This is a genomic window from Chryseobacterium culicis (genome assembly GCF_900108365.1).
Lineage (GTDB): Bacteria > Bacteroidota > Bacteroidia > Flavobacteriales > Weeksellaceae > Chryseobacterium > Chryseobacterium culicis.
Map to the genome: position 1 here is coordinate 857,274 of NZ_FNWQ01000001.1, position 22,381 is coordinate 879,654.

Annotated in this window: 18 protein-coding genes; 11 read left to right on the plus strand and 7 right to left on the minus strand. The window is 37.9% G+C overall.

What is annotated here, in order from left to right; translation table 11 throughout:
• Nucleotides 1-10 precede the first annotated feature (10 nt).
• The 4 genes from BLW74_RS03855 (at nucleotide 11) to BLW74_RS03870 (ending at nucleotide 9,172) form a co-directional block, all read left to right on the plus strand.
• A complete protein-coding gene (locus tag BLW74_RS03855; RefSeq protein WP_089690116.1) occupies nucleotides 11-2,521 on the plus strand; it encodes a M1 family metallopeptidase in 2,511 nt (836 codons plus the stop codon).
• 166 nt (nucleotides 2,522-2,687) lie between these two features.
• On the plus strand, nucleotides 2,688-4,013 hold the full coding sequence (locus BLW74_RS03860; RefSeq protein WP_089690117.1) for a hydroxymethylglutaryl-CoA synthase family protein: 1,326 nt from the start codon (nucleotides 2,688-2,690) through the stop codon (nucleotides 4,011-4,013).
• A 614-nt stretch (nucleotides 4,014-4,627) separates the two neighbouring features.
• Nucleotides 4,628-7,480: a SusC/RagA family TonB-linked outer membrane protein gene (locus BLW74_RS03865; protein WP_089690118.1), complete on the plus strand. Its 2,853-nt coding sequence runs from the start codon at nucleotides 4,628-4,630 to the stop codon at nucleotides 7,478-7,480.
• Nucleotides 7,481-7,492: 12 nt separating this feature from the next.
• On the plus strand, nucleotides 7,493-9,172 hold the full coding sequence (locus BLW74_RS03870; protein ID WP_089690119.1) for a RagB/SusD family nutrient uptake outer membrane protein: 1,680 nt from the start codon (nucleotides 7,493-7,495) through the stop codon (nucleotides 9,170-9,172).
• 63 nt (nucleotides 9,173-9,235) lie between these two features.
• Here the strand turns inward: BLW74_RS03870 and BLW74_RS03875 are convergent, their stop codons facing one another.
• Complete coding sequence (locus BLW74_RS03875) at nucleotides 9,236-10,159, minus strand: helix-turn-helix domain-containing protein (RefSeq protein ID WP_089690120.1); 924 nt, start codon at nucleotides 10,157-10,159, stop codon at nucleotides 9,236-9,238.
• Nucleotides 10,160-10,341: 182 nt separating this feature from the next.
• Here BLW74_RS03875 and BLW74_RS03880 point away from each other — a divergent pair, with 182 nt between their 5' ends.
• From BLW74_RS03880 to BLW74_RS03890, 3 genes are all read left to right on the plus strand, one after another.
• Complete coding sequence (locus tag BLW74_RS03880) at nucleotides 10,342-11,871, plus strand: aldehyde dehydrogenase family protein (RefSeq protein ID WP_089690121.1); 1,530 nt, start codon at nucleotides 10,342-10,344, stop codon at nucleotides 11,869-11,871.
• Between the two features lie 207 nt (nucleotides 11,872-12,078).
• Nucleotides 12,079-13,113 (plus strand): alcohol dehydrogenase AdhP, encoded by a 1,035-nt coding sequence (adhP, locus tag BLW74_RS03885; protein ID WP_089690122.1) that lies wholly within the window; start codon nucleotides 12,079-12,081, stop codon nucleotides 13,111-13,113.
• Nucleotides 13,114-13,197: 84 nt separating this feature from the next.
• Nucleotides 13,198-13,581, plus strand: a complete 384-nt coding sequence (locus BLW74_RS03890) for a DUF779 domain-containing protein (protein WP_089690123.1) — start codon at nucleotides 13,198-13,200, stop codon at nucleotides 13,579-13,581.
• Nucleotides 13,582-13,599: 18 nt separating this feature from the next.
• On the opposite strand, the gene BLW74_RS03895 is transcribed toward BLW74_RS03890, so the two are convergent.
• A complete protein-coding gene (locus tag BLW74_RS03895) occupies nucleotides 13,600-14,799 on the minus strand; it encodes a dicarboxylate/amino acid:cation symporter (RefSeq protein ID WP_089690124.1) in 1,200 nt (399 codons plus the stop codon).
• Between the two features lie 93 nt (nucleotides 14,800-14,892).
• Here BLW74_RS03895 and BLW74_RS03900 point away from each other — a divergent pair, with 93 nt between their 5' ends.
• Genes BLW74_RS03900 through BLW74_RS03910 form a run of 3 tightly spaced genes read left to right on the plus strand, consistent with a single transcriptional unit; the run spans nucleotide 14,893 to nucleotide 16,677 of the window.
• Complete coding sequence (locus BLW74_RS03900; RefSeq protein ID WP_089690125.1) at nucleotides 14,893-15,801, plus strand: DnaJ C-terminal domain-containing protein; 909 nt, start codon at nucleotides 14,893-14,895, stop codon at nucleotides 15,799-15,801.
• A 3-nt stretch (nucleotides 15,802-15,804) separates the two neighbouring features.
• Entirely contained in the window at nucleotides 15,805-16,107 is a 303-nt protein-coding gene (locus tag BLW74_RS03905) for a chaperone modulator CbpM (protein ID WP_089690126.1), read from the plus strand.
• A 36-nt stretch (nucleotides 16,108-16,143) separates the two neighbouring features.
• Nucleotides 16,144-16,677: a YcxB family protein gene (locus BLW74_RS03910; RefSeq protein ID WP_089690127.1), complete on the plus strand. Its 534-nt coding sequence runs from the start codon at nucleotides 16,144-16,146 to the stop codon at nucleotides 16,675-16,677.
• 53 nt (nucleotides 16,678-16,730) lie between these two features.
• Here BLW74_RS03910 and BLW74_RS03915 read toward each other — a convergent pair whose 3' ends face one another.
• Together BLW74_RS03915 and BLW74_RS03920 are read right to left on the minus strand one after the other, a co-directional pair.
• Nucleotides 16,731-17,723, minus strand: a complete 993-nt coding sequence (locus BLW74_RS03915; protein ID WP_047434153.1) for a PLP-dependent cysteine synthase family protein — start codon at nucleotides 17,721-17,723, stop codon at nucleotides 16,731-16,733.
• Between the two features lie 140 nt (nucleotides 17,724-17,863).
• A complete protein-coding gene (locus tag BLW74_RS03920; RefSeq protein WP_089690128.1) occupies nucleotides 17,864-19,093 on the minus strand; it encodes an ABC transporter permease in 1,230 nt (409 codons plus the stop codon).
• 4 nt (nucleotides 19,094-19,097) lie between these two features.
• Here BLW74_RS03920 and BLW74_RS03925 point away from each other — a divergent pair, with 4 nt between their 5' ends.
• Nucleotides 19,098-20,294 (plus strand): exo-beta-N-acetylmuramidase NamZ family protein, encoded by a 1,197-nt coding sequence (locus BLW74_RS03925; protein ID WP_089690666.1) that lies wholly within the window; start codon nucleotides 19,098-19,100, stop codon nucleotides 20,292-20,294.
• Here the strand turns inward: BLW74_RS03925 and BLW74_RS03930 are convergent, their stop codons facing one another.
• Genes BLW74_RS03930 through BLW74_RS03940 form a run of 3 tightly spaced genes read right to left on the minus strand, consistent with a single transcriptional unit; the run spans nucleotide 20,295 to nucleotide 22,330 of the window.
• Nucleotides 20,295-20,501 carry a hypothetical protein gene (locus tag BLW74_RS03930; RefSeq protein WP_089690129.1) on the minus strand — a complete coding sequence of 69 codons (207 nt, stop codon included), beginning with the start codon at nucleotides 20,499-20,501 and terminating at the stop codon, nucleotides 20,295-20,297.
• 4 nt (nucleotides 20,502-20,505) lie between these two features.
• Entirely contained in the window at nucleotides 20,506-21,141 is a 636-nt protein-coding gene (locus BLW74_RS03935; protein ID WP_089690130.1) for a DUF3575 domain-containing protein, read from the minus strand.
• 13 nt (nucleotides 21,142-21,154) lie between these two features.
• Nucleotides 21,155-22,330 (minus strand): thioredoxin family protein, encoded by a 1,176-nt coding sequence (locus BLW74_RS03940; RefSeq protein WP_089690131.1) that lies wholly within the window; start codon nucleotides 22,328-22,330, stop codon nucleotides 21,155-21,157.
• Nucleotides 22,331-22,381 lie beyond the last annotated feature (51 nt).

Consider the following 22,381-nt stretch of genomic DNA (forward strand, 5'->3'; position numbering starts at 1 on the left):
AAGTAGACCAATGAGAAAAGCCATTTTGTCAATTGCTATACTCGGGATTTTATTTTCCGCAGACGTATCGGCACAGACTGAAACTTCAGGAAGAGAAAAAGTATACAGAGCCACACCTACTAAAGTAACAGAGCTTAAACACACCAAGCTGAAAGTAAATTTTGATTATCAGAAAGAACAGATGAATGGGGAAGAATGGCTTACGGCTTCACCCTATTTTTATGCTGCCAACGAACTTATACTTGATGCAAAAGGAATGCTGATTCATGAAGTAGCACTTGATAATAACGGAAAGAAGACCCTTTTACAATATGATTATAAAAATGATATCCTGAAAATCAGTCTGGATAAAACCTACCAGAAAAATCAGGATTATACCGTTTATATCAAATATACATCCCGCCCGAACGAGGTAAAACAGCAGGGAAGTATGGCAATCAATGATGCAAAAGGACTGTATTTCATCAATGCCCAGGGAACAGATTCTGATAAGCCTACACAAATCTGGACACAGGGAGAAACAGAATCTTCTTCCGCATGGTTTCCTACTATTGATAAACCCAATCAAAAGACGACACAGGAAATCTATATGACGGTTCCCGATCAATATGTAACCCTTTCCAACGGTCTCCTGAAAGAATCCAAAAAAGAATCTAATGGACTTAGAACCGATCACTGGGTAATGGATAAAAGACATTCTACCTATCTTTTCTTTATGGGAGTGGGAGAATATGCTGTTGTAAAAGATAAATGGAAAAATATTCCGGTTGATTATTATATAGAAAAAGAATATGAGCCATACGCCAAACAGATCTATGGAAATACTCCTGAAATGATCGACTTTTTCTCCAAAAAACTGAACTATGATTATCCATGGGCAAAATATGCCCAGATCTCAGGGAGAGATTATGTAAGCGGAGCCATGGAAAATACCACTGCCACTCTTCACGGAAGTGATATTCTTCAAAAGCCGGGACAGCTTATTGATGAGAACACATGGGAAGATACCATTGCGCACGAACTCTTTCACCATTGGTTTGGTGATCTTGTTACAGCTGAAAGCTGGAGTAACCTTACCGTTAATGAATCTTTTGCCAATTACTCAGAATACCTTTGGAATGAATATAAATACGGAAAAGACCAGGCAGATTATCATCTGATGACAGACGTAAATCAGTACATCCATAATCCGTCAGACTTTAATAAGAATCTTGTAAGGTTCAATTATGAATCCCGCGAAGACGTTTTTGACCTGGTAACGTATCAGAAAGGAGGAGGTATTTTAAATATGCTGAGAAACTATCTCGGTGACGATGCTTTCTTTGGCGGAATGAATGATTATCTGAAAACGAATGAATATCAGAATGCAGAGGCACATCAATTAAGACTGTCTTTTGAAAAGGTGTCCGGAAAAGACCTAAACTGGTTCTTTAATCAATGGTATTTTGGAAGCGGAAATCCAAAAATAAATTCCTCATCCACCTTTGAACCTGTAAAAAAACAGGTAACAGTCACCATTAATCAAACCCAGGAAAAACCATTTGAATTCCCTCTGGCGATAGATGTGTATGACAATGGAAAACCTAAACGATACAATGTTTGGGTAAATGCAGAAGCAAAAAATACATTCAGTTTTAACGTTTCTAAGGCACCTGATCTAATAAATATAAATGCTGACGGAGTCTTACTGGCAGAAATTACAGATACCAAAACACCAGAGCAAAACCTGATGCAGTTTACCAATTCTAAGGAATTCAAAAGCAGGTATCTGGCTTTAACCGGAATTAAAGATCAGGTGGGGAAAAGCCCCGCCGCCATAAAATTACTCGCTGCCGCTTTGAAAGATCCTTTCTTCAGAGTTAGAATCAAAGCGTTAGAATTAATAGATCTTAGCAATCCGGAACAAATGAAAGCCTTAGGAGCTGAAGTTGAAAAACTGGCAGCCAGTGACCCGAAAACATTAACGCAGGCAGCTGCTATCAGTGCATTAGGAAAAACAAAAGACAAGAAATACCTTCCTTTGTTTGAAAAAGGAGCAGGAGCAGTTTCCAATGCCGTAAAAGGAAGCTCAATGGGAGCAATTCTATCTATTGATCCTTCAAGAGCCAGTGGTTTGGCTGATAAAATTGATATGAAAGGTGCTTCAGATGAACTTCAGGCTCAGTTGCTTCCCATTATTGTGAAGAATAAAATCACATCCCAGATGGAAAACATAGCTCCCCTTGCTGCCTTCTATCCATTTATTAAATTCCAGAATCCGGAATTAGGAAAAGCGGCGGAAGACGGTTTCAACTGGATTATGACTTCCGATAACCTGAAAGCAACGGAAAGCATTACAAAAATAGCGGGATACGCCAAAAACCAGATCGGAGACAATCCACAGGCTAAGATGATGATGGTTCAGATTCTGAAAGATGGCTTAAGCAAAAAAATGGAACTGCTGAAACAGAATCCACAAAATGCAGCCAGTATCAATAAGCAGATTGATGTTCTCAATAAAGCCATTGAAAACTATAAATAACATTTAAAGCCGGCAAATATGCCGGCTTTCTTTTAATCCTAAGATTACTCAATTGTCATATTATATTTTAGAATCCATTGATTTTTAATGATGTTATAAAAATCAGCACTTTTTACCACTGTTTTTTGCATTATCTTTCATAAATTCGTTTAAAATTTAGACAATTATGAGTTTTGGAATTGAAGCAGCGGGTTATTATGTGCCTGGTTTATATTTGGAGATTAAGGATTTAGCAGAAAAAAGAGGAATAGAACCGGCAAAATTGGAAAAAGGCTTAGGTCTTCATAAAATGGGGCTTTCTGATGTTCACGAAGATGCTGCCACCTTTGCAGCAGAAGCATTACTGAAGCTTATAAAAGATTATCAGATCAATCCGAAGGAAATAGCAAGAGTATATCTGGGAACAGAAAGTGCGGTGGACGCAGCCAAACCCACGGCTTCCTACGCAGTACAGATGGTAGAAAAAGTATTGGAAGAAGAATTTGGAGCAAGAAGTTTTAAAAATTGTGATGTCCTTGATATGACTTTTGCCTGTGTAGGTGCGGTGGATGCTTTACATAACGCTCTGGACTTTGTAAGAGTGAATCCCGATAAAAAAGCAGTAGTAATTGCCAGCGACTATGCAAAATATGAATTAGCCTCATCAGGAGAATATACACAAGGTGGAGGGGCGGTAGCGCTTTTGGTTTCCTCAAAACCAGATCTTCTTGAAATAGAAAATAACTGGGGAGTTGCTTCAGAAAGTGTTTTTGATTTTTTCAAACCCAGAAGATCTTATCTTAAAGAAGATTTGAAAGGAGCCCCAGAGAATTACCCGGAAAAAATTGAAATTTTTACGGATGAACCTGTTTTTGACGGACAATATTCTAATCAATGTTATCAGGATAGAATAAAAGAAGCTTATCAACATTATAAAGAAATAACAGGACAGCAAAAGCCTTATGAAAACTGGAAATACATTATCTTCCATCTTCCGTATGCTTTCCATGGGAAAAGAGTTTTTACAGAGATCTATAGTCTTGAAAATGGCCTTTCTTATGAAACAGCAGAAGAACAAAAGGCTGTTGCAAAATCTGAAAACTATCTGAAATTAATTAATGATAAGATAGAAAAGACCCAGAGAGCGTCTTCCGAAATAGGGAATATGTACACCGCTTCTATTTTTATGGCGTTTCTTTCTGCATTACAAACTTCTTTTAATGAAAATGAAGACCTGTCCGGAAAAGAAATAGGTTTTGTGGGCTATGGAAGTGGTTCGAAATCAAAAGTATTTGCCGGAAAAGTTTCTGAAAACTGGAAAAATGTAGTGGAGAAGTGGAATTTGTTTGAAAAACTTAAACAAAGAACTCCGGTAGATTTTGATACGTATGAGAAACTTCACAGAAAACAATTAAAGGAATCCGTAAATAACCAATATAAAGGTTTTGGGCTGGTCTCTGTAGAATCTGAAAATCCGGTTCTGGTCGGAGCAAGATATTACAGTTATCAATAGTAAAACTATTTTAAAAGTAAAATGTAAAGCATCCCAGAAATATGGGATGCTTTGCTTTTTTATGAATGTAAAAAATGATCTGATCTTTCAAGATTTGTGGTTGAATTATTTTTAATCTAAATGATTAAATGGTTAAAAAAATACAGTAAATTTTGATATAGCTTTTACTTGCATTAACCTAATTCAATATATAGTAGATGAACAGTTTTTTAATTCCAATATCGCTTACACGGCATCCAAATAAGGGTTATACGGTACTTTTTTATATAAATTTTAATAAAATTAGCTGTTTTTTACTCTCTTTTTCTTGAAATTTAAAATTTATTTAATTTATTTTTTTCTAAATAATTTATTTTTTTGATTTATATTTTTCTTTAATTGTATTAAATTAATGAAAATTGATTTTAATTTTAAAATTTATTAAAATTCTGTTAATGTTTAAATTGGCTTATTTTTCCTTAATTTTTTAAATACAATTAAAATAATTCTACATCATTTTTTTAGTATAGATGTGAATATCCCCTTTCTGGCAGCCTGTTTTCAGAGTTTAATGAATTGATGTTGCAAATATTTATTGACATATTTGTCACTTGAATATATTAAAATCTGTTAATATGAATGTGAAATTAAGCGTTTTGACAGTCGGTGTCCTGTTTTTTACAGGCCAGACTGTATTAGCTCAGGAAAAGGACTCTAAGAACAGTAAGGACAAGGAGACAAAACTTGAGGAAGTTGTTGTTTTAGGTTATAGCAAGACTGCTACTAAAGCGAAAACAACTACATCTTCGGTTACTGTTGGTTCTGAAACCTTAGAAAACAGACCTAATATCTCGGTACTGAACTCTATTCAGGGTACGGCTCCCGGGATCGTAGTAAATTCAGCATCTGGATCTCCAGGTTCTGGAAAATTCAATATTTTGATCAGAGGTGCAAGCTCCCTTAACGGTTCTACAGATCCTCTATACGTTGTGGATGGAGTAATTACTTCCGGTTCTCAGTTCAGAAACCTAAACTCTTATGATATCGATACATTCAGTATCCTGAAAGATGCTCAGGCAACTGCGATCTATGGTAACAGAGCGGCGAACGGAGTTGTGGTAATTACGACTAAAGGAGGGAAATTCAACTCTGGAATGAAGGTTTCTTACGATGCATTAACTTCATTCAGTAAATTACCTACTTCTGACTATAACATGTCAGACGGTAGACAACTTTTACAAATTCAAAAGAATTTAGCAACGGGTAAAGGTAATACCTTAACTCAGGATCAGATTAATAACTGGGGTACTAATACAGACTGGAGTAAGCAATTTACCCGTATTGGTATTTCTCAGCAGCACAACCTTTCCATTACAGGTGGTGGAGAAAACATCAATAACTTTTTATCTCTAGGATATCTTGATAGTGAAGGAACTGTAAGATCTACAGACTTCAAGAGATTTACAATGAGAAATAACCTTAATGGTAAGTCTAAAAACGGAAAGTTAACTTTCGGGGCTATCATGGGGCTAGGATATTCCAGAAGAAACCAGCTGGATGATGAAACAAACACAGGTATTTCTAACAATACCCTTCAGAACCCTTTATTCGGAAGTGTCCTTTCATTACCATACGCAACACCTTCTCCATATGCTAACGGGCTTGAGCTGTATAATGCTATTAAAGGAGATGCTACCAATAACAGACACTGGATTCTTCAGGATAACATCAATGGGGGAATCAGAAACAGATTTACTGAGTTAAGTATCTCTGCCAATGCGAACGTAAACTACAAAATTACAGATTATTTAAGCGTTGGAAACAGAACAGGTATTGAGTATAAGCAATACGACAGAACTTTCGCAAGATCACCACTTGGATACCTTGCGATCAGTGTAGCTAAAGGAGACGGATCTACATATGGTGGATTCGAAGATTTTTCTACAATAAAAGATCTTACTTTCAATAGTATTACGAATATTACATTCAATAAATCTTTTGGAGATCATACCATTAGTGCTGGTGCATACATGGACTATATTAAAGCTCATGTAACTACAAATACCCAAAGACAAAATGGTCTGAACCCATTACTGTGGGAATTTGGTGCAGGAACCGGTTATATTCCTTTTAACCCGGATACACCCAACATCTACAGACCTTCTAACAGTGCTACAAAAGTAACTGCAGGTACCTTAGCTTACTTTGGAACTTTAGATTACGATTATAAAGATAAATATGGAGTAAGTGGAGTTGTAAGAAGAGATGGTTCTTACCGTTTCCTTCCTACCAACAGATGGGAGACTTTCTGGTCAGTAGCAGCAAGATGGAATATTGACAAAGAAGAATTCATGGCAAATTCCGGATTCAGATTGCTTAAGCTAAGAGCTTCCATCGGTACTACAGGTAACCAGAATTTAGGAATTGCGACTGATAATCAAAACCCATTAGCACTTCTTCCAAATAATTTCCTTAATCTTTATAATGGTGTTTCAGGATATCAGAACTTATTGGGATATAACTTTGTTAACTTATCAAACCCTTCTCTGGAATGGGAGCAGGTAAAACAAAGTAATATCGGTTTAGATTTCAACTATAAAGGATTGGTTGAAAGTAGTGTTGATTACTATCAGAAAAGAACATCAAGAATGTTCAATGACCTTCAAAGATCATCAGTTACCGGAACTTATACGATCAGAGGTAATGATGGTGTTCTTGATAACAAAGGTATTGAAGGGATGATCAAGTACAACGTGATCAGAAACGAAAATACAAAAGTATCTGTTTTTGTGAACGGTGCATACAACTCTAACAAGATTGTTTCTATGAACAGCGAAAACCTTGCTGGAGATGTGGTAAACGCTATCGGTGGACCTGCTGGTCAGTATCAGCTATATACATATGTTGGGGTAAACCGTGACAACGGAAACTTACAGTTCCTTGACAAAAACGGAAACATTACTGAAGCACCAACATCTGCAGACAGAGTATTGACTGGAAAATCAAGATATGCTAAGTTTACAGGAGGTTTCGGATTCAATGTACAGCACAAAGGATGGTTCCTTGATACATTATTCTCTTTCCAACAAGGAGGATGGATCTATGATAACCTGCAATCATGGATTATGGATCCGAATGCAGCGGCAACAAGAAACCTATCAGCTGATTTATTGAATGCCTGGACTCCTGACAACAGAGATACAGATATCCCTGCATTAAAAGCAAGCAACCTAAGCTTAGGTTCTTCAGACAGATTCTTACACAGATCAGACTTTATCAGACTTAAGAATATTTCTGTAGGATATAACTTCAGCAAAAGCCAATTAGGAAAACTGCCGGTAAAAGGAATAAAAGTATTTGTTCAGGCTGAAAACCTTTACACCTGGACAGATTGGAAAGGATTCGATCCGGAGCCGATTACTTCATATTCATTAAATGTTTACCCTAACCCAAAAACCGTATCTGTAGGTTTAAATGTTGATTTTTAATAGAGAATAATTATGAAAAGAATTATAAATACAATATTAGTTGTAGCCACCCTATCATCTGCAGCATTTACGCTGAACAGCTGCCAGGATGCACTTGATATAAAGCAGGCAGGACAATTAGAAGGAGAAGACCTCTATACAAGTGTTGCTAACCTTAATGAAGTTTTAAACGGATCTGTTTACGCTCAGTTAGATCCAATTGACGAGATCTATTTCACGGCTGTATTTACAGACGAAGTAAAACCCGGATCTGGTAGTGGAGGACAGGAATACACACTTCACAGACATTTCCTTGATCCGTCAAGTCCTATTATTACCGGAGGTACAGTAGGTACAGTTGCCAGTGACGGAATCTGGTTAAACAATTACAGAGTAATCAACAGAGTAAACAGACTTCTTGAAGGAGCAAAAAGTATTACACCTACTACTGTTGAAGAAAAGAATACATACAATGCGATTCTTGCACAGGCAAGAGCTATCAGAGCATATTGTTATGTACAGCTGGAGGCTTATTTCTCTCCTGATATGAAGGATCCTAATGCGTTGGGAGTTATTCTTCTTACCGATGTGCCTTCTACAGAAGCAAAATTGCCAAGAGCCAAAAATCAGGATGTATATAATTTTATTAATGCTGATTTAGATTATGCCAGAGGAATTTTGGGGAATTCTACCACTCCAAGAAGATATAAAGTTGATAAGAATTTTGTAAATGCTGTTGCAGCACGTTTTAACCTTTACAGAGGCGAAATGGCATTAGCTAAACAAAATGCAGAATTAGTAATTAATGGATCTGGCCTTTCTCTTACACTGGCAACACCAATTACTGGTACCAATGCAGCAGTCCCTGTTACAGAAGCTGATGGATCTGTATTCCAATCCGGACCTTTCAGTGATACCCCTACAAGCAAGTGGAATATTGCATTCTATGGAGGAATTGACGAGAGCACAGGAAATGGTATCGCAGGAGGTTCTTTCAACCCATACAGAAGAATGTGGGCGGATACCGAAAACGGAGAAGCTATTTTCTCTCTGAACAGACTACCTTTAGGAGCTGGTGCAGCTATTGGAGGTAAATGGAATACAAACCAGTCTAACATTAGTGGAGCACCGATGTGGTTCTGGGGAAGAAACCTGTACAACATGTTTAAGAATACTCCGGGAGATATTAGAAAATATGCTTATGTAGACCCTTCTTCAAAGCCAAATCCAAACTATGCTTCTGCAACAGCAGGAAATACCAGAACGGACGGATTGGTAATTGACAAATATCCTGGTAAAATAAGTACAGCGACCAGAAACGACGTAAAAGTTTTCAGATTGTCAGAAATGTACTTTATTATAGCAGAAGCGGAGGTGGCAGCAGGAAACCTTGCAGCAGCCCAGGATAAAATTCAGCAGGTGAGAGTAGCAAGAAACTTCCAGGGAGCAGCTACAACACCTACGTATTCAAGCGCGCAGGCAGCGTATGCAGATATCTTAAAAGAGCGTAGAGTAGAATTAGCGCTTGAAGGACACCGTTTCCTGGACCTTAAGAGACTTGCGGTAGCAGCTAATGTATCTATGGACAGAAACGCTACGGACGATATTATCGATGTGAAAAATCTTCCGAATGGTGATTACAGATATACATTACCTATTCCAATCAGAGAAATCTCTGCTAACCCGAACGTTAAGCAGAATGACAAATATTAAGATTTAATTTTAATATATTTTTTAAGAAGAGTCCCGGAAACGGGGCTCTTTTTTGTTGAAAAGCTATCGTAGAAATGTACTGTCCTGATAACTTTTAGGTGTTACACCTTCCAATTGCTTAAAAACCCTGGAAAAATAATTTGTATCAGAAAACCCTGTTTGGAAAGCTGTTTCTTTGATGCTCGTCTGGCTGGCAAGAAGTTCTTTCGCTTTACTAATCCTTTCCTGAAGGATAAAATCATTCGGGGAAGTTCCCAGTTCGTCTTTGAACATTTTAAAGAAATTCGACTTGCTTACATAAGCCAGCTTGGCAATACTGTCAATAGATAATTTCTGATGCAGATTTCTTTTAATATAATCCACTACAAAACCTATTCTTGATTTGTTTTTAACGATATTCTTTTCTACCATACTTCTGGCCTGGGTCTGCATTAATCTGATCAGGAGCTCCTTCAGTGCAAAATCAGCCATAATATCTTTTTGAGAATTATCATCCATAGCAATTCTCATAATATTGTTGGTAGCGGAGGCAAGCGCTTTATTGTTAAACAGAAAATACTCATCCAGCTGAATATTCCATTGCGAAGTTTCATCTACTTTGGGAAGATTGTAGTTGAGATAGTTAAGAGAATCTTCAATAAAATCAGGATTAAGACTTAAGGAAATGCATTGGGTGGGGATTTCATCTGCTTCAGGAAAATCAATCACCATGGTTTCTCCCGGGGCAACCAAAATGCTTTCTCCTGGAAAGTAATCAAAATAATTGGTCTTTTTATCAAGCTTCATATGCTTCTTACCCCTCAGCATGGCTGTAAATGCAATATTATCAAAATGAAGTTTTACATCAAAAGCTGCCTTATGAGTTTCGTAAATGCTGAACTCACAATTGTTTAGATTGAATTTCGTCTGGTTTTCAACAAGACTCAATAGTTGGTTTTCCTTACGTAATTCAGGAGTATTTAATAAAATCTTAGTATTGTTATTCATTTCTAAAATTTTTTGAAGCAGAAGTAACTCAAATATAGAAAATTTGACACTATGTTGCTGTTAATAAAATACTAAAATTAAAGTCCTTGTACTATTTTACACTTTTTTTATAGGATTGTGCTATACTCTTTCTGGCTTCTCAGTGTAATTTGGCAATATTGAAAAATAAAAACAATACTAATATGAGCACTATTACAGAACCAAGATCAACCACGCTTTTACAGCGTCCTGAGTTCAAAAGCAGATACGACAACTACATTGATGGGAAGTTTACTCCACCTGTTAAGGGACAGTATTTTGACGTTGTTTCTCCGGTAGACGGAAAAAACTTTACCCAGGTAGCACATTCTTCCAAAGAAGATTTGGAACTGGCTGTAGATGCTGCAGAAAAAGCATTTCAGACATGGAAAAATACTTCCTCCACAGAAAGAAGCATCATCCTGAATAAAATTGCAGACAGAATAGAACAGAATTTGGAATATCTGGCCACCGTGGAAACAATTGATAACGGAAAAGCCGTAAGAGAAACACTGGCTGCAGATTTACCTTTAGCAATAGATCATTTCAGATACTTTGCTTCTGTGATCCGCGCAGATGAAGGATCTCATAACGAACTGGACAAAGATACCGTATCATTGATTGTTCACGAGCCTCTTGGCGTCATTGCACAGATCATCCCGTGGAACTTCCCGATATTAATGGCAGTCTGGAAACTGGCTCCCGCATTGGCAGCAGGAAACTGTGTCGTTTTAAAACCGGCAGAAAGCACCCCTGTTTCCATTATGGTATTAATGGAGCTTATCGGTGATCTTTTACCGGCAGGAGTGATTAATATTGTCAACGGATTCGGGGCAGAACTTGGAAGAGCTCTTGTAACCAATCCTAAAGTTGCAAAAGCCGCATTTACGGGTTCTACTGCTACAGGACGCCTGGTAATGCAGTATGCTACAGAAAATATTATTCCTGTAACGCTGGAGTTGGGCGGAAAGTCTCCCAATGTATTCTTCAATTCTGTAATGGATGCAGATGATGAATTTTTAGATAAAGCGATAGAAGGAGCCGTGCTCTTTGCCCTTAACCAGGGAGAAATCTGTACATGCCCTTCAAGATTACTCGTACAGGAGGGGATTGCAGATGCTTTTATCGAAAGAGTCATTGAAAGAGTAAAAGCCATCAAAGTTGGAAATCCACTGGATAAAACCGTGATGATGGGAGCGCAGGCTTCAAAAATTCAGAAAGATAAAATCCTTTCTTACATCCAGCTTGGAAAAGAAGAAGGAGCGGAAGTTCTTGTAGGAGGAGATGTAAATCACTTAGGGGAAGATCTTGAAGACGGATATTACATTCAGCCTACCATTTTTAAAGGTAACAACAGAATGAGAATTTTCCAGGAAGAAATTTTCGGTCCCGTGTTGGCCTTCACTACTTTCAAAGATGAAGAAGAAGCTGTCAAAATTGCCAATGATACTATTTATGGACTTGGAGCGGGAGTGTGGACCAGAGATGCCCACCAGTTGTATAACATTCCACGCCAGATTGAAGCAGGAAGAGTATGGGTAAACCAATATCATTCTTATCCGGCCGGAGCACCATTCGGAGGGTACAAACAGTCAGGAATCGGAAGAGAGAATCATAAAATGATGCTTGATCACTACCGTCAAACCAAAAACATGCTGATTTCTTATAACAAAAATAAGTTAGGTTTCTTTTAATATTATTTAGGACGTGCCCGATTGCCCTAGGCTTTGTCCGGGGCAGCGGTCGGGCTATCCAGGGCTGCACTTCGTTTCGGTGCTTCATTGCATTCCGCACCGGCTCGTTCCTCGCCGCCCTTCCTATCCCTCACGCAGAAAAATTACCTGTTCAGATATGGAGATAAAAACTAATAACTCGAAATAACTCAATCCAAAAAAGAAAATATGATTCCAAAAACAATGAAAGCGGCAGTAGTTCAGGGCTACGGCCAGCCTCTGAAAATAGAAGAAGTACCTGTAAGAGAACCCGGAAGATATGAAGTCCTTGTCAAAGTAATAGCCTGTGGAGTTTGTCATACAGACTTACATGCTGTGGATGGCGACTGGCCTGCAAAACCCAAAATGCCTCTTATCCCCGGACATGAAGGCGTGGGTATTGTGGTAGCATGCGGACCTGAAGCCTTTGTAAAAGAAGGAGATGCCGTAGGAGTTCCGTGGCTGTACAGTGCCTGCGGATGCTGCGATTATTGTATCACAGGCTGGGAAACCCTTTGTGAAGCTCAGAAAAATGGAGGTTACAGTGTAGATGGCGGATTTGCAGAATATGTTATTGCAGACTCAAGATATGTAGGCCATTTGAAATCGGATGTTAATTTCCTTGAAATTGCTCCCATCTTGTGTGCCGGTGTAACCGTTTATAAAGGATTGAAAGAAACAGAAACCAAACCCGGAGAATGGGTGGCCATCTCAGGAATCGGCGGGTTAGGGCATGTAGCCGTTCAGTACGCAAAAGCAATGGGAATGCACGTCGCAGCCATTGATGTAGCAGATGATAAGCTTGAGCTGGCAAAAAAATTAGGGGCAGACCTTGTGGTCAATGCAAAAAACACAGATCCTGGAGAATATTTACATAAAGAAGTCGGCGGAATGCACGGCGCATTGATTACTGCCGTTTCACCCATTGCTTTCAAACAGGGAATAGATGTGTTAAGAAGGAAAGGTACTATTGCTCTCAATGGCCTTCCTCCCGGTTCTTTTGAACTTCCGATTTTCGAAACGGTTTTAAAAAGAATCACCGTGAGAGGCTCTATTGTAGGAACAAGAAAAGACCTGCAGGAAGCATTGGATTTTGCCAATGAAGGATTGGTAAAAGCTACCGTTACTGCAGCAAAGCTGGAAGATATCAATGAGGTATTTGATAAGATGAAAAAAGGACAGATTGACGGAAGGATCGTTTTGGATATCGCCGGTTCAAATTAATTGATGATGTGTTGTGGAATCCCGGTCATATTTTACCGGGATTTTTTATCCGCATAACGTTTGCCGTAAATTAAAATAAAGATAATGGAGACAAAAATATCAAGACTTTCCGCGACAGAACAGGCGCTTGAAGTAATCCGTAAGCTGGAAGACCAGTATGGCCCTCTCATGTTTTATCAGGCAGGAGGGTGCTGTGAAGGAACTCAGCCCCAATGCTTCGAAAAAGGAGGATTTTTTCCCAGAATGAATGATGCTATGATTGGTACCATTAACGGACATGAGTTCTGGATAGACCGTGATCTTTTTGAATACTGGAAATATTCCCATTTTACCCTCGATGTTACAGACGGTTTCGGACCGGGAGGTTTCTCCCTGGAAACCCCTTTAGGCAAAACCTTCAAAGTTCACTACAGACTTTTCAGTCCGGAGGAATATGACAATCTGGAACCTGTAAAGCGTAGTGAATAATGTGAGGTAATAAAAAATTCAGACCTTCACAAACCGGTTCACAAACATGGCGGCAACAATATCACCTACCGCATTCAGAACCGTTGCTAAAGGATCTACCAAAGTTCCGATGATCATAACGGCAGGAATAGCTTCCTGAGGCAGTTTGTAAACAGAAATCATCAGCATTTCTCCAATGTATCCGCCATTAGGAATTCCACCAGCTACAATACTCACAAAAACAGTAATTCCCAAAGCTAAAAGAAGATTGGCAGGATCAAAAAAGTCTCTTCCGATAATTAAAAATGCTACGTAGATCTTAATGATTGAGGACATAGAAGATCCATTTTTGTGCAAAGTAGTCCCAATAGGAATGACAAGATTGGCAATAGAATTCGGAATTCCGATTTTTGAAGCAGCCTGTAAATTGGCTGGCATGGTTGCAAAGCTGCTGCAGGTACTTATTGCGGTTAAAGTAGGGTAGATGGCATTCGTCCAAAAACTTTTAACTCCTTTCTGCCCATTCGCCATAAAAGCATAAAGAGAAAAGAATACAAGAAAATAAATTACTCCTGCAATATAATAAAGCCCTAAAGGCTTAGCATAAAATCCAAAAAGCTGCGGTCCTAAAGTCGCTACCTGATATGCAAAATAGGCGCCCAGCCCAATAGGAGCAAGCTTCATTACCAGCAAAAGCAATTCTTTCATTACTTCATATCCGGAAGCAATAAAAACCCTGAAAGGCTTTCCCTGCTCACCTGTTTTTCTGGCAGCAAACCCGGTAAGGAATGCAAATACCAAAAGAGCCAGCATATTTCTTCTTGAGAAAAGCTCAGTAAATTCGCCTACCGTAAAGAAACTGACGATTCTGTTACCCCAGCTGTCCTCATTGGCCGCTTCAGTAATCATCTCAGAACTTCCTGAAACGCCTGAAACCGGAAACAGATATACGGCACAGATCGTAAAAACAGCTGCAGTAAGAATAAAGAATAAAAACGTAAGTGCCATTACCAGAATAATCCTTCCAAATTTAGACTGCTGTTCCAGTGATGCAATAGAATTGGATACAGCAAAGAAGACCAAAGGAACTACACTCACGAAAAGAAGATTAAGGAAAATATCTCCTAAAGGTTTAATATATTCTACAAAACCAGGAGCAACAATTCCAATAATGCTTCCAATAGTAATTCCTAAGAGTAAAAATATAATTCCTGAGTAGTTTTTTAAAACTTCCTTCATGCAGTGCTTTTTGCCAAAGATAGGGTTATTTTTAACATTGTGTTATATAATTTTCAGCGGTAAATTTCATAAATTTGAGTAAACCTCAATTTTATGGCTTATATAGATTACTATAAAATTTTAGGCGTAGATAAAAACGCAACACAGGATGATATTAAAAAAGCCTACCGGAAACAGGCAAGAAAATATCATCCCGATCTCAATCCCGGAGACAAAGAAGCAGAAAAGAAATTCAAAGAGCTGAACGAAGCCAATGAAGTGCTCAGTAATCCGGAAAACAGATCAAAATACGATAAATACGGAGAAAACTGGAAGCACGGCGAAGAATACGAAAAAGCCCAGCAGCAGAGACAGTATCAGCAGCAAAGTTACAGCGGAGGATATTCCGGAGCAGACTTTGGTGAAGGAGAAGATTTTTCAGATTTCTTCCAGAATATGTTTGGCGGAGCAGGTGGAGGCTTTGGCAGAAGTACCAGAGGAAGAGCGTCCGGCAAATTCAAGGGGCAGGATATAACGGCTGAACTGAATCTCAATTTAAGAGATGCCGCAAAAACCCATCCGCAAACTTTTGAAATCAACGGGAAGAAAGTAAGAATCACCATTCCGGCAGGAGTATATGACGGACAGCAGATCAAACTGAAAGGACACGGAAATCCGGGAGTAAACGGAGGACCGAGCGGAGATTTATATATTACCTTCAATATCCCGGCAGATCCTGATTTTGAAAGGATTGGTGATGATCTCAAGACTAAAGTCGTTATTGATCTGTACACCGCTGTCTTAGGAGGTGATGTGAAAGTAAACACCTTGGATGGAAGTGTAAACCTGAAAGTAAAACCGGAAACCCAAAACGGGATGACCGTAAGACTGAAGGGAAAAGGCTTTCCTGTCTATAAAAAAGAAGGAGAACACGGAGATCTTTTTGTAACCTATGAAGTGAAACTGCCTTCCAATCTTACCGAAAAGCAGAAAGAACTTTTTGAACAACTTAAAAATTCCTAAGCCATGAGTGAAAGAATATCACGGGAAGAACTCGTAAAAATCTATAATATAGAAATCACTTTTTTTGATGAGCTTGTAGATTACGGGCTGCTGAATATTCAGATTGAGAATAATATTCATTATCTGATGTACGAAGACCTGCCAGATCTCGAAAAGTTTGCCAACTGGCATTATGATCTCGAAATCAATCTGCCTGGCCTTGAAGTGATTCATAGTATGCTGAAAAAACTGGACGCACTGAACCGCAGAAACAGAGAACTTATGAATAAACTTTCTGCTATAAGTGACCAATATGAAGATATTTAGTTTAGTTTTGTAGCTTTTTAAAGCAACTCTATAATTATGAATGAAGAAAAGGTGATTACACTAAAACCAGACAGAAAGATTTTTGAAGATATATATTTTAGCGGTAATCAGGGAAGCCTGCTTTTTTCACCTACAACAAAAGGGAAAACAATTACTACCATTGCCGCTGCAGTCATTGTCTTTATTGTTTTTCTTTTGAAAGACCTTCTGAGTAAAGAGAGTTTTGGCGTTTTATACTTTCTGAGTTTTATATTTTTACTTTGTGCTGTTTTTCTGTCTGTAAGTGTTAATAAAGTCTCCAGATGGAAGAAACAGGTAAATCGTTATTTAAGTGTCCTTGAAAGATGTACGATATACGAAATAAGATTTGATAAGAATTTCTTTACCGTCAATATTGATGGTGAAAAAGAAACCAGCGAATGGAAAGATTTTGAATCCATTGACAGTACTCATGATTTTATTTCCCTTGAAGGAAAATACAGCTATATGTTTCCCAGGAAAGCAATGAGCGAGAAAGAGTATAGCCTTCTTAAGAATACTCTGAAAGAGAAAGTGAAAACCAATCAATAAAACAAAAACGGAGCAAAATTATTTTGCTCCGTTTTTTTATAGATAAGTTAAGCTTATTTACTTTCTTCCAGCCAGCCCATTTCCTTCATCCACTCGTCATTGTAGATTTTTCCTACATATCTTGAACCATGGTCATGAAGCAGAACGACAATTACGTCATCTTTAGTGAACTGATCTTTCATCTGAATCAAAGATGCAATGGCACTTCCGGCAGAATATCCGCAGAAAATACCTTCTTCTTTAGCCAGTTTTCTTGCATAGATGGCTCCATCTTTATCCGTTACTTTTTCAAAGTGATCAATGACAGACATATCATAGTTTTCCGGAATAATGTCTTCCCCGATCCCTTCTGTAATATAAGTGTAGGCATGATCGTAATGCAGTTCGCCTGTTTCGTGGAATTCTTTCAGAATAGAACCATAAGTATCCACCCCGATTACCTTGATGTCTGAATTTTTTTCTTTGAAAAATGTTCCGCATCCTGTGATGGTACCTCCTGTTCCCGCTCCTACTACAAAATGAGTCAGTTTTCCTTCAGTCTGTTCCCAGATCTCAGGAGCTGTTGACTCGTAATGAGCAGCCCTGTTGGATAAGTTGTCATATTGATTCACATACCATCCGTTTTCAGTTTCTTTTGCCAGTCTTTTGGACACTGAATAATAAGATCTTGGATCAGTAGGTTTTACATCTGTAGGACAAACGATTACTTCGGCACCTACAGCACGAAGAATATCACATTTTTCTTTAGACTGTTTTGAATTGGTCACAAAGATACATTTGTACCCTTTAATAATGGCAGCTAATGCCAATCCCATTCCTGTATTTCCGGAAGTCCCTTCGATAATAGTTCCTCCAGGTTTTAATCTGCCGTCTTTTTCAGCATCTTCTATCATTTTAAGAGCCATTCTGTCCTTCACGGAATTTCCGGGATTGAAGGTCTCTACTTTTGCTAATACTAATGCCGGAAAATCTTCACCTAATACTTTGTTAAGCTTTACCAGCGGTGTGTTACCTATCGTTTCAAGGATATTTTTTGCGTATTTCATAAATGTTTTATAAGCACCGCAAAGATAAGGCTTTTTAAATTACCGTCACTGTGGATAACGTGTGGATAAGTTGTGGATAAAGCTTAAATAAACTGATTTACAATGAAATAACTTTCAATTGTAAATTATCAATTATGGTGTTAGTTATACTTAATCGCCTTTACCGGAGAAATCTTACTGATCAGGTAACTTGGAATAATCAATGCCAATCCTGAGATAAACAGAATTCCGACTGAAATTGAGATAATTGCGATAGGATTAAGATCTACGGGAACTGTACTTACATAGTAATTTTCCGGATTAAGTTTAATTACTCCAAAGAATTTCTGAATTAAAATAAGGCCCAGCCCGATCGCATTTCCATACAACAATCCAGGAATCATGATAATAAGGGTGTAATTAATGAAAGTAGCTCTTATCTGTGAATTGCTTGCACCCAAAGTCTTAAGAAGACCAATAGAATTGGTTCTTTCAATAATTAGGATCAGAAGAACCATAATAATATTAATCACCACTACAATCAGCATGATGATAATGATCAGGGCGATATTGGTGTCAAAAATACTGATCCAGTCTGTGATCTGCGGAAATTTTTCAGTCGCTTTCTCAGCATAGTTTTTATATCCAATTAACTTTTCAATGCAGGGAAAATCTTTATCAATGTCATTTACATCTTTCAGGAAGATATCAATACCGCCAATCTCATCAGGTTTCATATCCTGAATTTTTCTTGCATGGTTGATTCCGCCAATAACGAACTGTTCGTCAATCAGCTTAATATCCGTTCTGTAAATACCTATGACTCTGAATTTACGGTAAAGTGGTTTTTGATCTGCTTTTAGAAATACAGTTACAATGCTGTCATTAAGCTTAAGATGAAGATCTTTAGCTACCTTTTGTGAAATAGCAACATCATTATTGAATCCTTTTTCCGTTACTTTTGGCGTGGTTCCGGCGATAAGAAATTTTTTGAATCTCAAACTGTCAAAATCTTTCCCGATCCCTTTAAAGATGATGCCCGCGAAATTATGTTCATTACGCATAATTCCGGTCACCGTCACATATTTTTGTACGCTTTCTACATCGGGCAGCTCTTTTATTTTGGCAATATTCAGCCCCTGATTATCAAGTACAGAAGTATTGTATGAAGAATTTGAACGGGTGGATCTCACCGTAATATGTCCGCTGAAATCTGCCAGCCTTTCTTTAATAGCTTTTTTGGAACCAAAACCGGTGGCTACGGTAATTAGGGAAACAATAATTCCCAGTGCTACGGAAAGCCTGCCAATGAAGATGATAACCCTTGAAAGGTTATTTTTGTTATCTTTGGAAAATGCTATTTTTCTAGAGAAATATAAAGGAAATTTCAAGCTTATGAATTTAGATTTCAAAATTAAAAATTTACTTCTGATTTGCCTAATTTTTTTAGGAGTATTCAACCAATATTATTCTCAGACTCAAGTTCAATCGGATTTTAAAACCGGGGCAGACCAGCCGGAAATCTATTTGCCACTTTTAAAAGGTAAAACCATCGGGGTCGTTACCAATCAGACGGGATTAATGAGTGACAGAACTCACTTGGTTGATTTTCTGGTGAAAAACGGGATCAGAATCAAATCAATTTTTGCTCCTGAGCATGGTTTCAGAGGTGATGCCGATGCTGGTGCAAAAGTAAAAAACGGAGTAGATGTTAAAACTGGAATTCCCATTGTTTCCCTGTATGGTAATAATAAAAAACCAAAACCGGAGCAGCTTTCAGGAATTGATATGGTCATTTTTGATATTCAGGATGTAGGAGTGAGATTCTATACCTATATTTCCACTTTGTCATATCTGATGGAGGCTGGTGCGGAAAATAATGTTGAGGTTATGGTGCTGGATCGTCCTAATCCACATGACGGGTATACGGATGGCCCTGTTCTGAGAAAAAAATGGACGAGTTTTGTAGGAATGCATGAAGTTCCGGTGGTGTATGGGCTTACAATAGGAGAGTATGGAAAAATGGTAAATGGAGAGAAGTGGCTGAAGAATGGAGTTCAGGCGAAGTACACCCTTATTCCGATGAAGGGTTATCACAAAAAACAGCGTTACCCGATCCTTGATAAACCTTCTCCTAACTTACCTAATGATAAAGCCATCAATTTATATCCAAGCCTGTGCTTTTTTGAGGGAACTCAGGTTTCTGTAGGAAGAGGAACGGAGCTTCCTTTCCAGATTTATGGATCTCCATGGACGGAAAACCTTCCGTATCAGTTTACTCCAAAGCCAAGCTATGGTGCCAAAGATCCTTTCCTGAACGGAAAACTATGCTATGGCGAAAACCTGTCCAACTATCCTGACGATTTAAGAGAATTGAATCTTGAATGGGTCATCAAAGCCTACAAGAACTATAAAAATCCTCAGCAGGATTTCTTCCTTAAAAACCTTTGGTTTGATACCTTATCAGGGACTGATGAATTCAGAAAACAGATCATTGACGGAAAGTCAATTCCGGAAATTAAAGCTTCATGGAAAAAAGATCTGGAAAATTTCGAAAAGATCAGAGCCCGATATGTGGTATATGAAGATTAGTTAATCAAAATTTTGGGGCGGATTTTTATCATTTCTGCCCTTGTTCAATATAAAAAGTCCAATGGTTAGCCCCACAACACCCGCGAAAGCAGTCATTAAGGCCCTTTGTAACTTATCAGGAAGATCGTTCCCGATATAGTTCATCAAAAAAAGGATCACAAAAGTGATCACAGAAATAATAATATGGTTTCTTCCGAATGGCTTCATGGTATTATTTTAATTTATACGAAATCATCACCCCTCCTCTGTATGGAATAATTTCGCCGCTTTTATTAAAGTTCTGAGCAGAATCATAACGTCTTCCAGTTGTACGGTCATAACCCTTATAAAATCCTTGCGATGTTCCAACGGTTGCATAAAGATCAAGATTCCACCTTTCAGACAACTGAAATTGGTATCCTGCAGTGACACCAAGCATTAAAGAGTATCCTTTCTGATAAAGGTTAGAATTCATGACAATTTCTCCGTCGTCCTTTTGACCTGTTGTATGATTATTCCAATAATTCCATTTTTGAAGATTAAAAGCAGAAACTCCAATATTGGCGCCGATATACCAATTCTTGAAGGCTTCTTTAAAATAATATCTCCCTTCCACAGAAAGTGAATACATTTGTAATTCATGTCCTGCAAAGGATTTCCATGGTGAAATGAAAATGTCTCCCTGAAGGGTATATTTTGGACTTATCTGTTTTTCGATTCCGAGATTTAAAATTCCTATTGGAGCAAATAAAGCATTTCCTTTTATGTATAAACTTTTATCCTGTCCTCCTTGTTCCTGTTCCTGAGCACTCAAAGTACTTGCCGACAGGAAAGCTAAAATGCCTGCTGCTAATAATTTATATTTCATCAGTATGTAATGTTTATTTTATCTGCTTTAATAATTCATCTGCCAATTGAGAATCCTTATTGCCCTGAGCTGCCATGTTTTTAGACATTTCAGCATAGTTTTTTGCCATCTCTTTATTTCCCGTCAGATGGTAAAGTTTGGCAAGTATATAAGTATTTTCTGAAGTTTCGCTTCTCATGACCGATTTTTCTACCCATTCCGTAGCTTTTTTTAATGAAGCTGGTGTTTTCACATGGTCTGCAAATACCCATGCTGCTCTTAAAAGCTCATTCGGGTCAAATGTATCCGAGTTTTTATAGTACTCTAAAGCTGCTTTTTCGTATTCCGGAAAATTACTGTTTTGTTCATAGTAGCTTAGTTTAGTCTGATTCAGTTTTTTTAAAGCTGCTTCTTTTCCTACCAAAGGCTCTGCCGTTTTTAAGAAATAATCATCGTTGATTTTTTTATTTTTATCATCAATAGACTGTTCTACTATTTTTCCTAATTTCAGCTGGGCATCAAATTCATTGTATGTTTCTTCGGGAAGAAATTTAATGATCTCTGCTTTCCGTGATGCAAAAACATTATAATTGGTATCTTCAGATGATTTTACGAAATAAAGGAGAAATCCGATTTCATCTTTAGTCAATTCTTCAGTCTTCTTTTTATTTTGAAAATATCTTTCGGAAGCCTTTTTGGCGAAATCATAGTCTGAATTAGCATTCAGTTTCATGATGTTGATCAGAAATTCAGGATCTTTTTCACCACCGGCAAAACGGTCTTTCAGAGAACCCTTTTTATTTCCGGGAGAATTGATATCCTGCGCCATTGCTACAAACAGGCTTTCTTCCATATATCCGGTATTTCGTGAAACAAGTTCGCCTTCACCGTTAAGGAAAAGGTAGGTAGGATAGGACCGTACTCCGAATTTGGAAGCGATTTCCCTGCCTTCTCCTTTTTCCATGTCAAATCTTGCATTAATGAAGTTGGTGTTGTAATAATCACTCACGGATTTCTGGGTGAAAACACTTTTTTCCATCATTTTACAAGGACCGCACCATGAGGCATAAGCATCAATAAAAACCAGCTTCTTTTCCTTCTTGGCTTTAGCAATAATGTCTTTGAATGGAAGTTCCTGAAACTGGATGGCTTCCTGAGCTGAAATAGCGATGGCACAAAAAATAGATAACCCGGAGATGATCTTCTTCATTTTCAAATAAGATTTGTAGGCGAAGATAATTAATTTTCAAAATATAGCGTG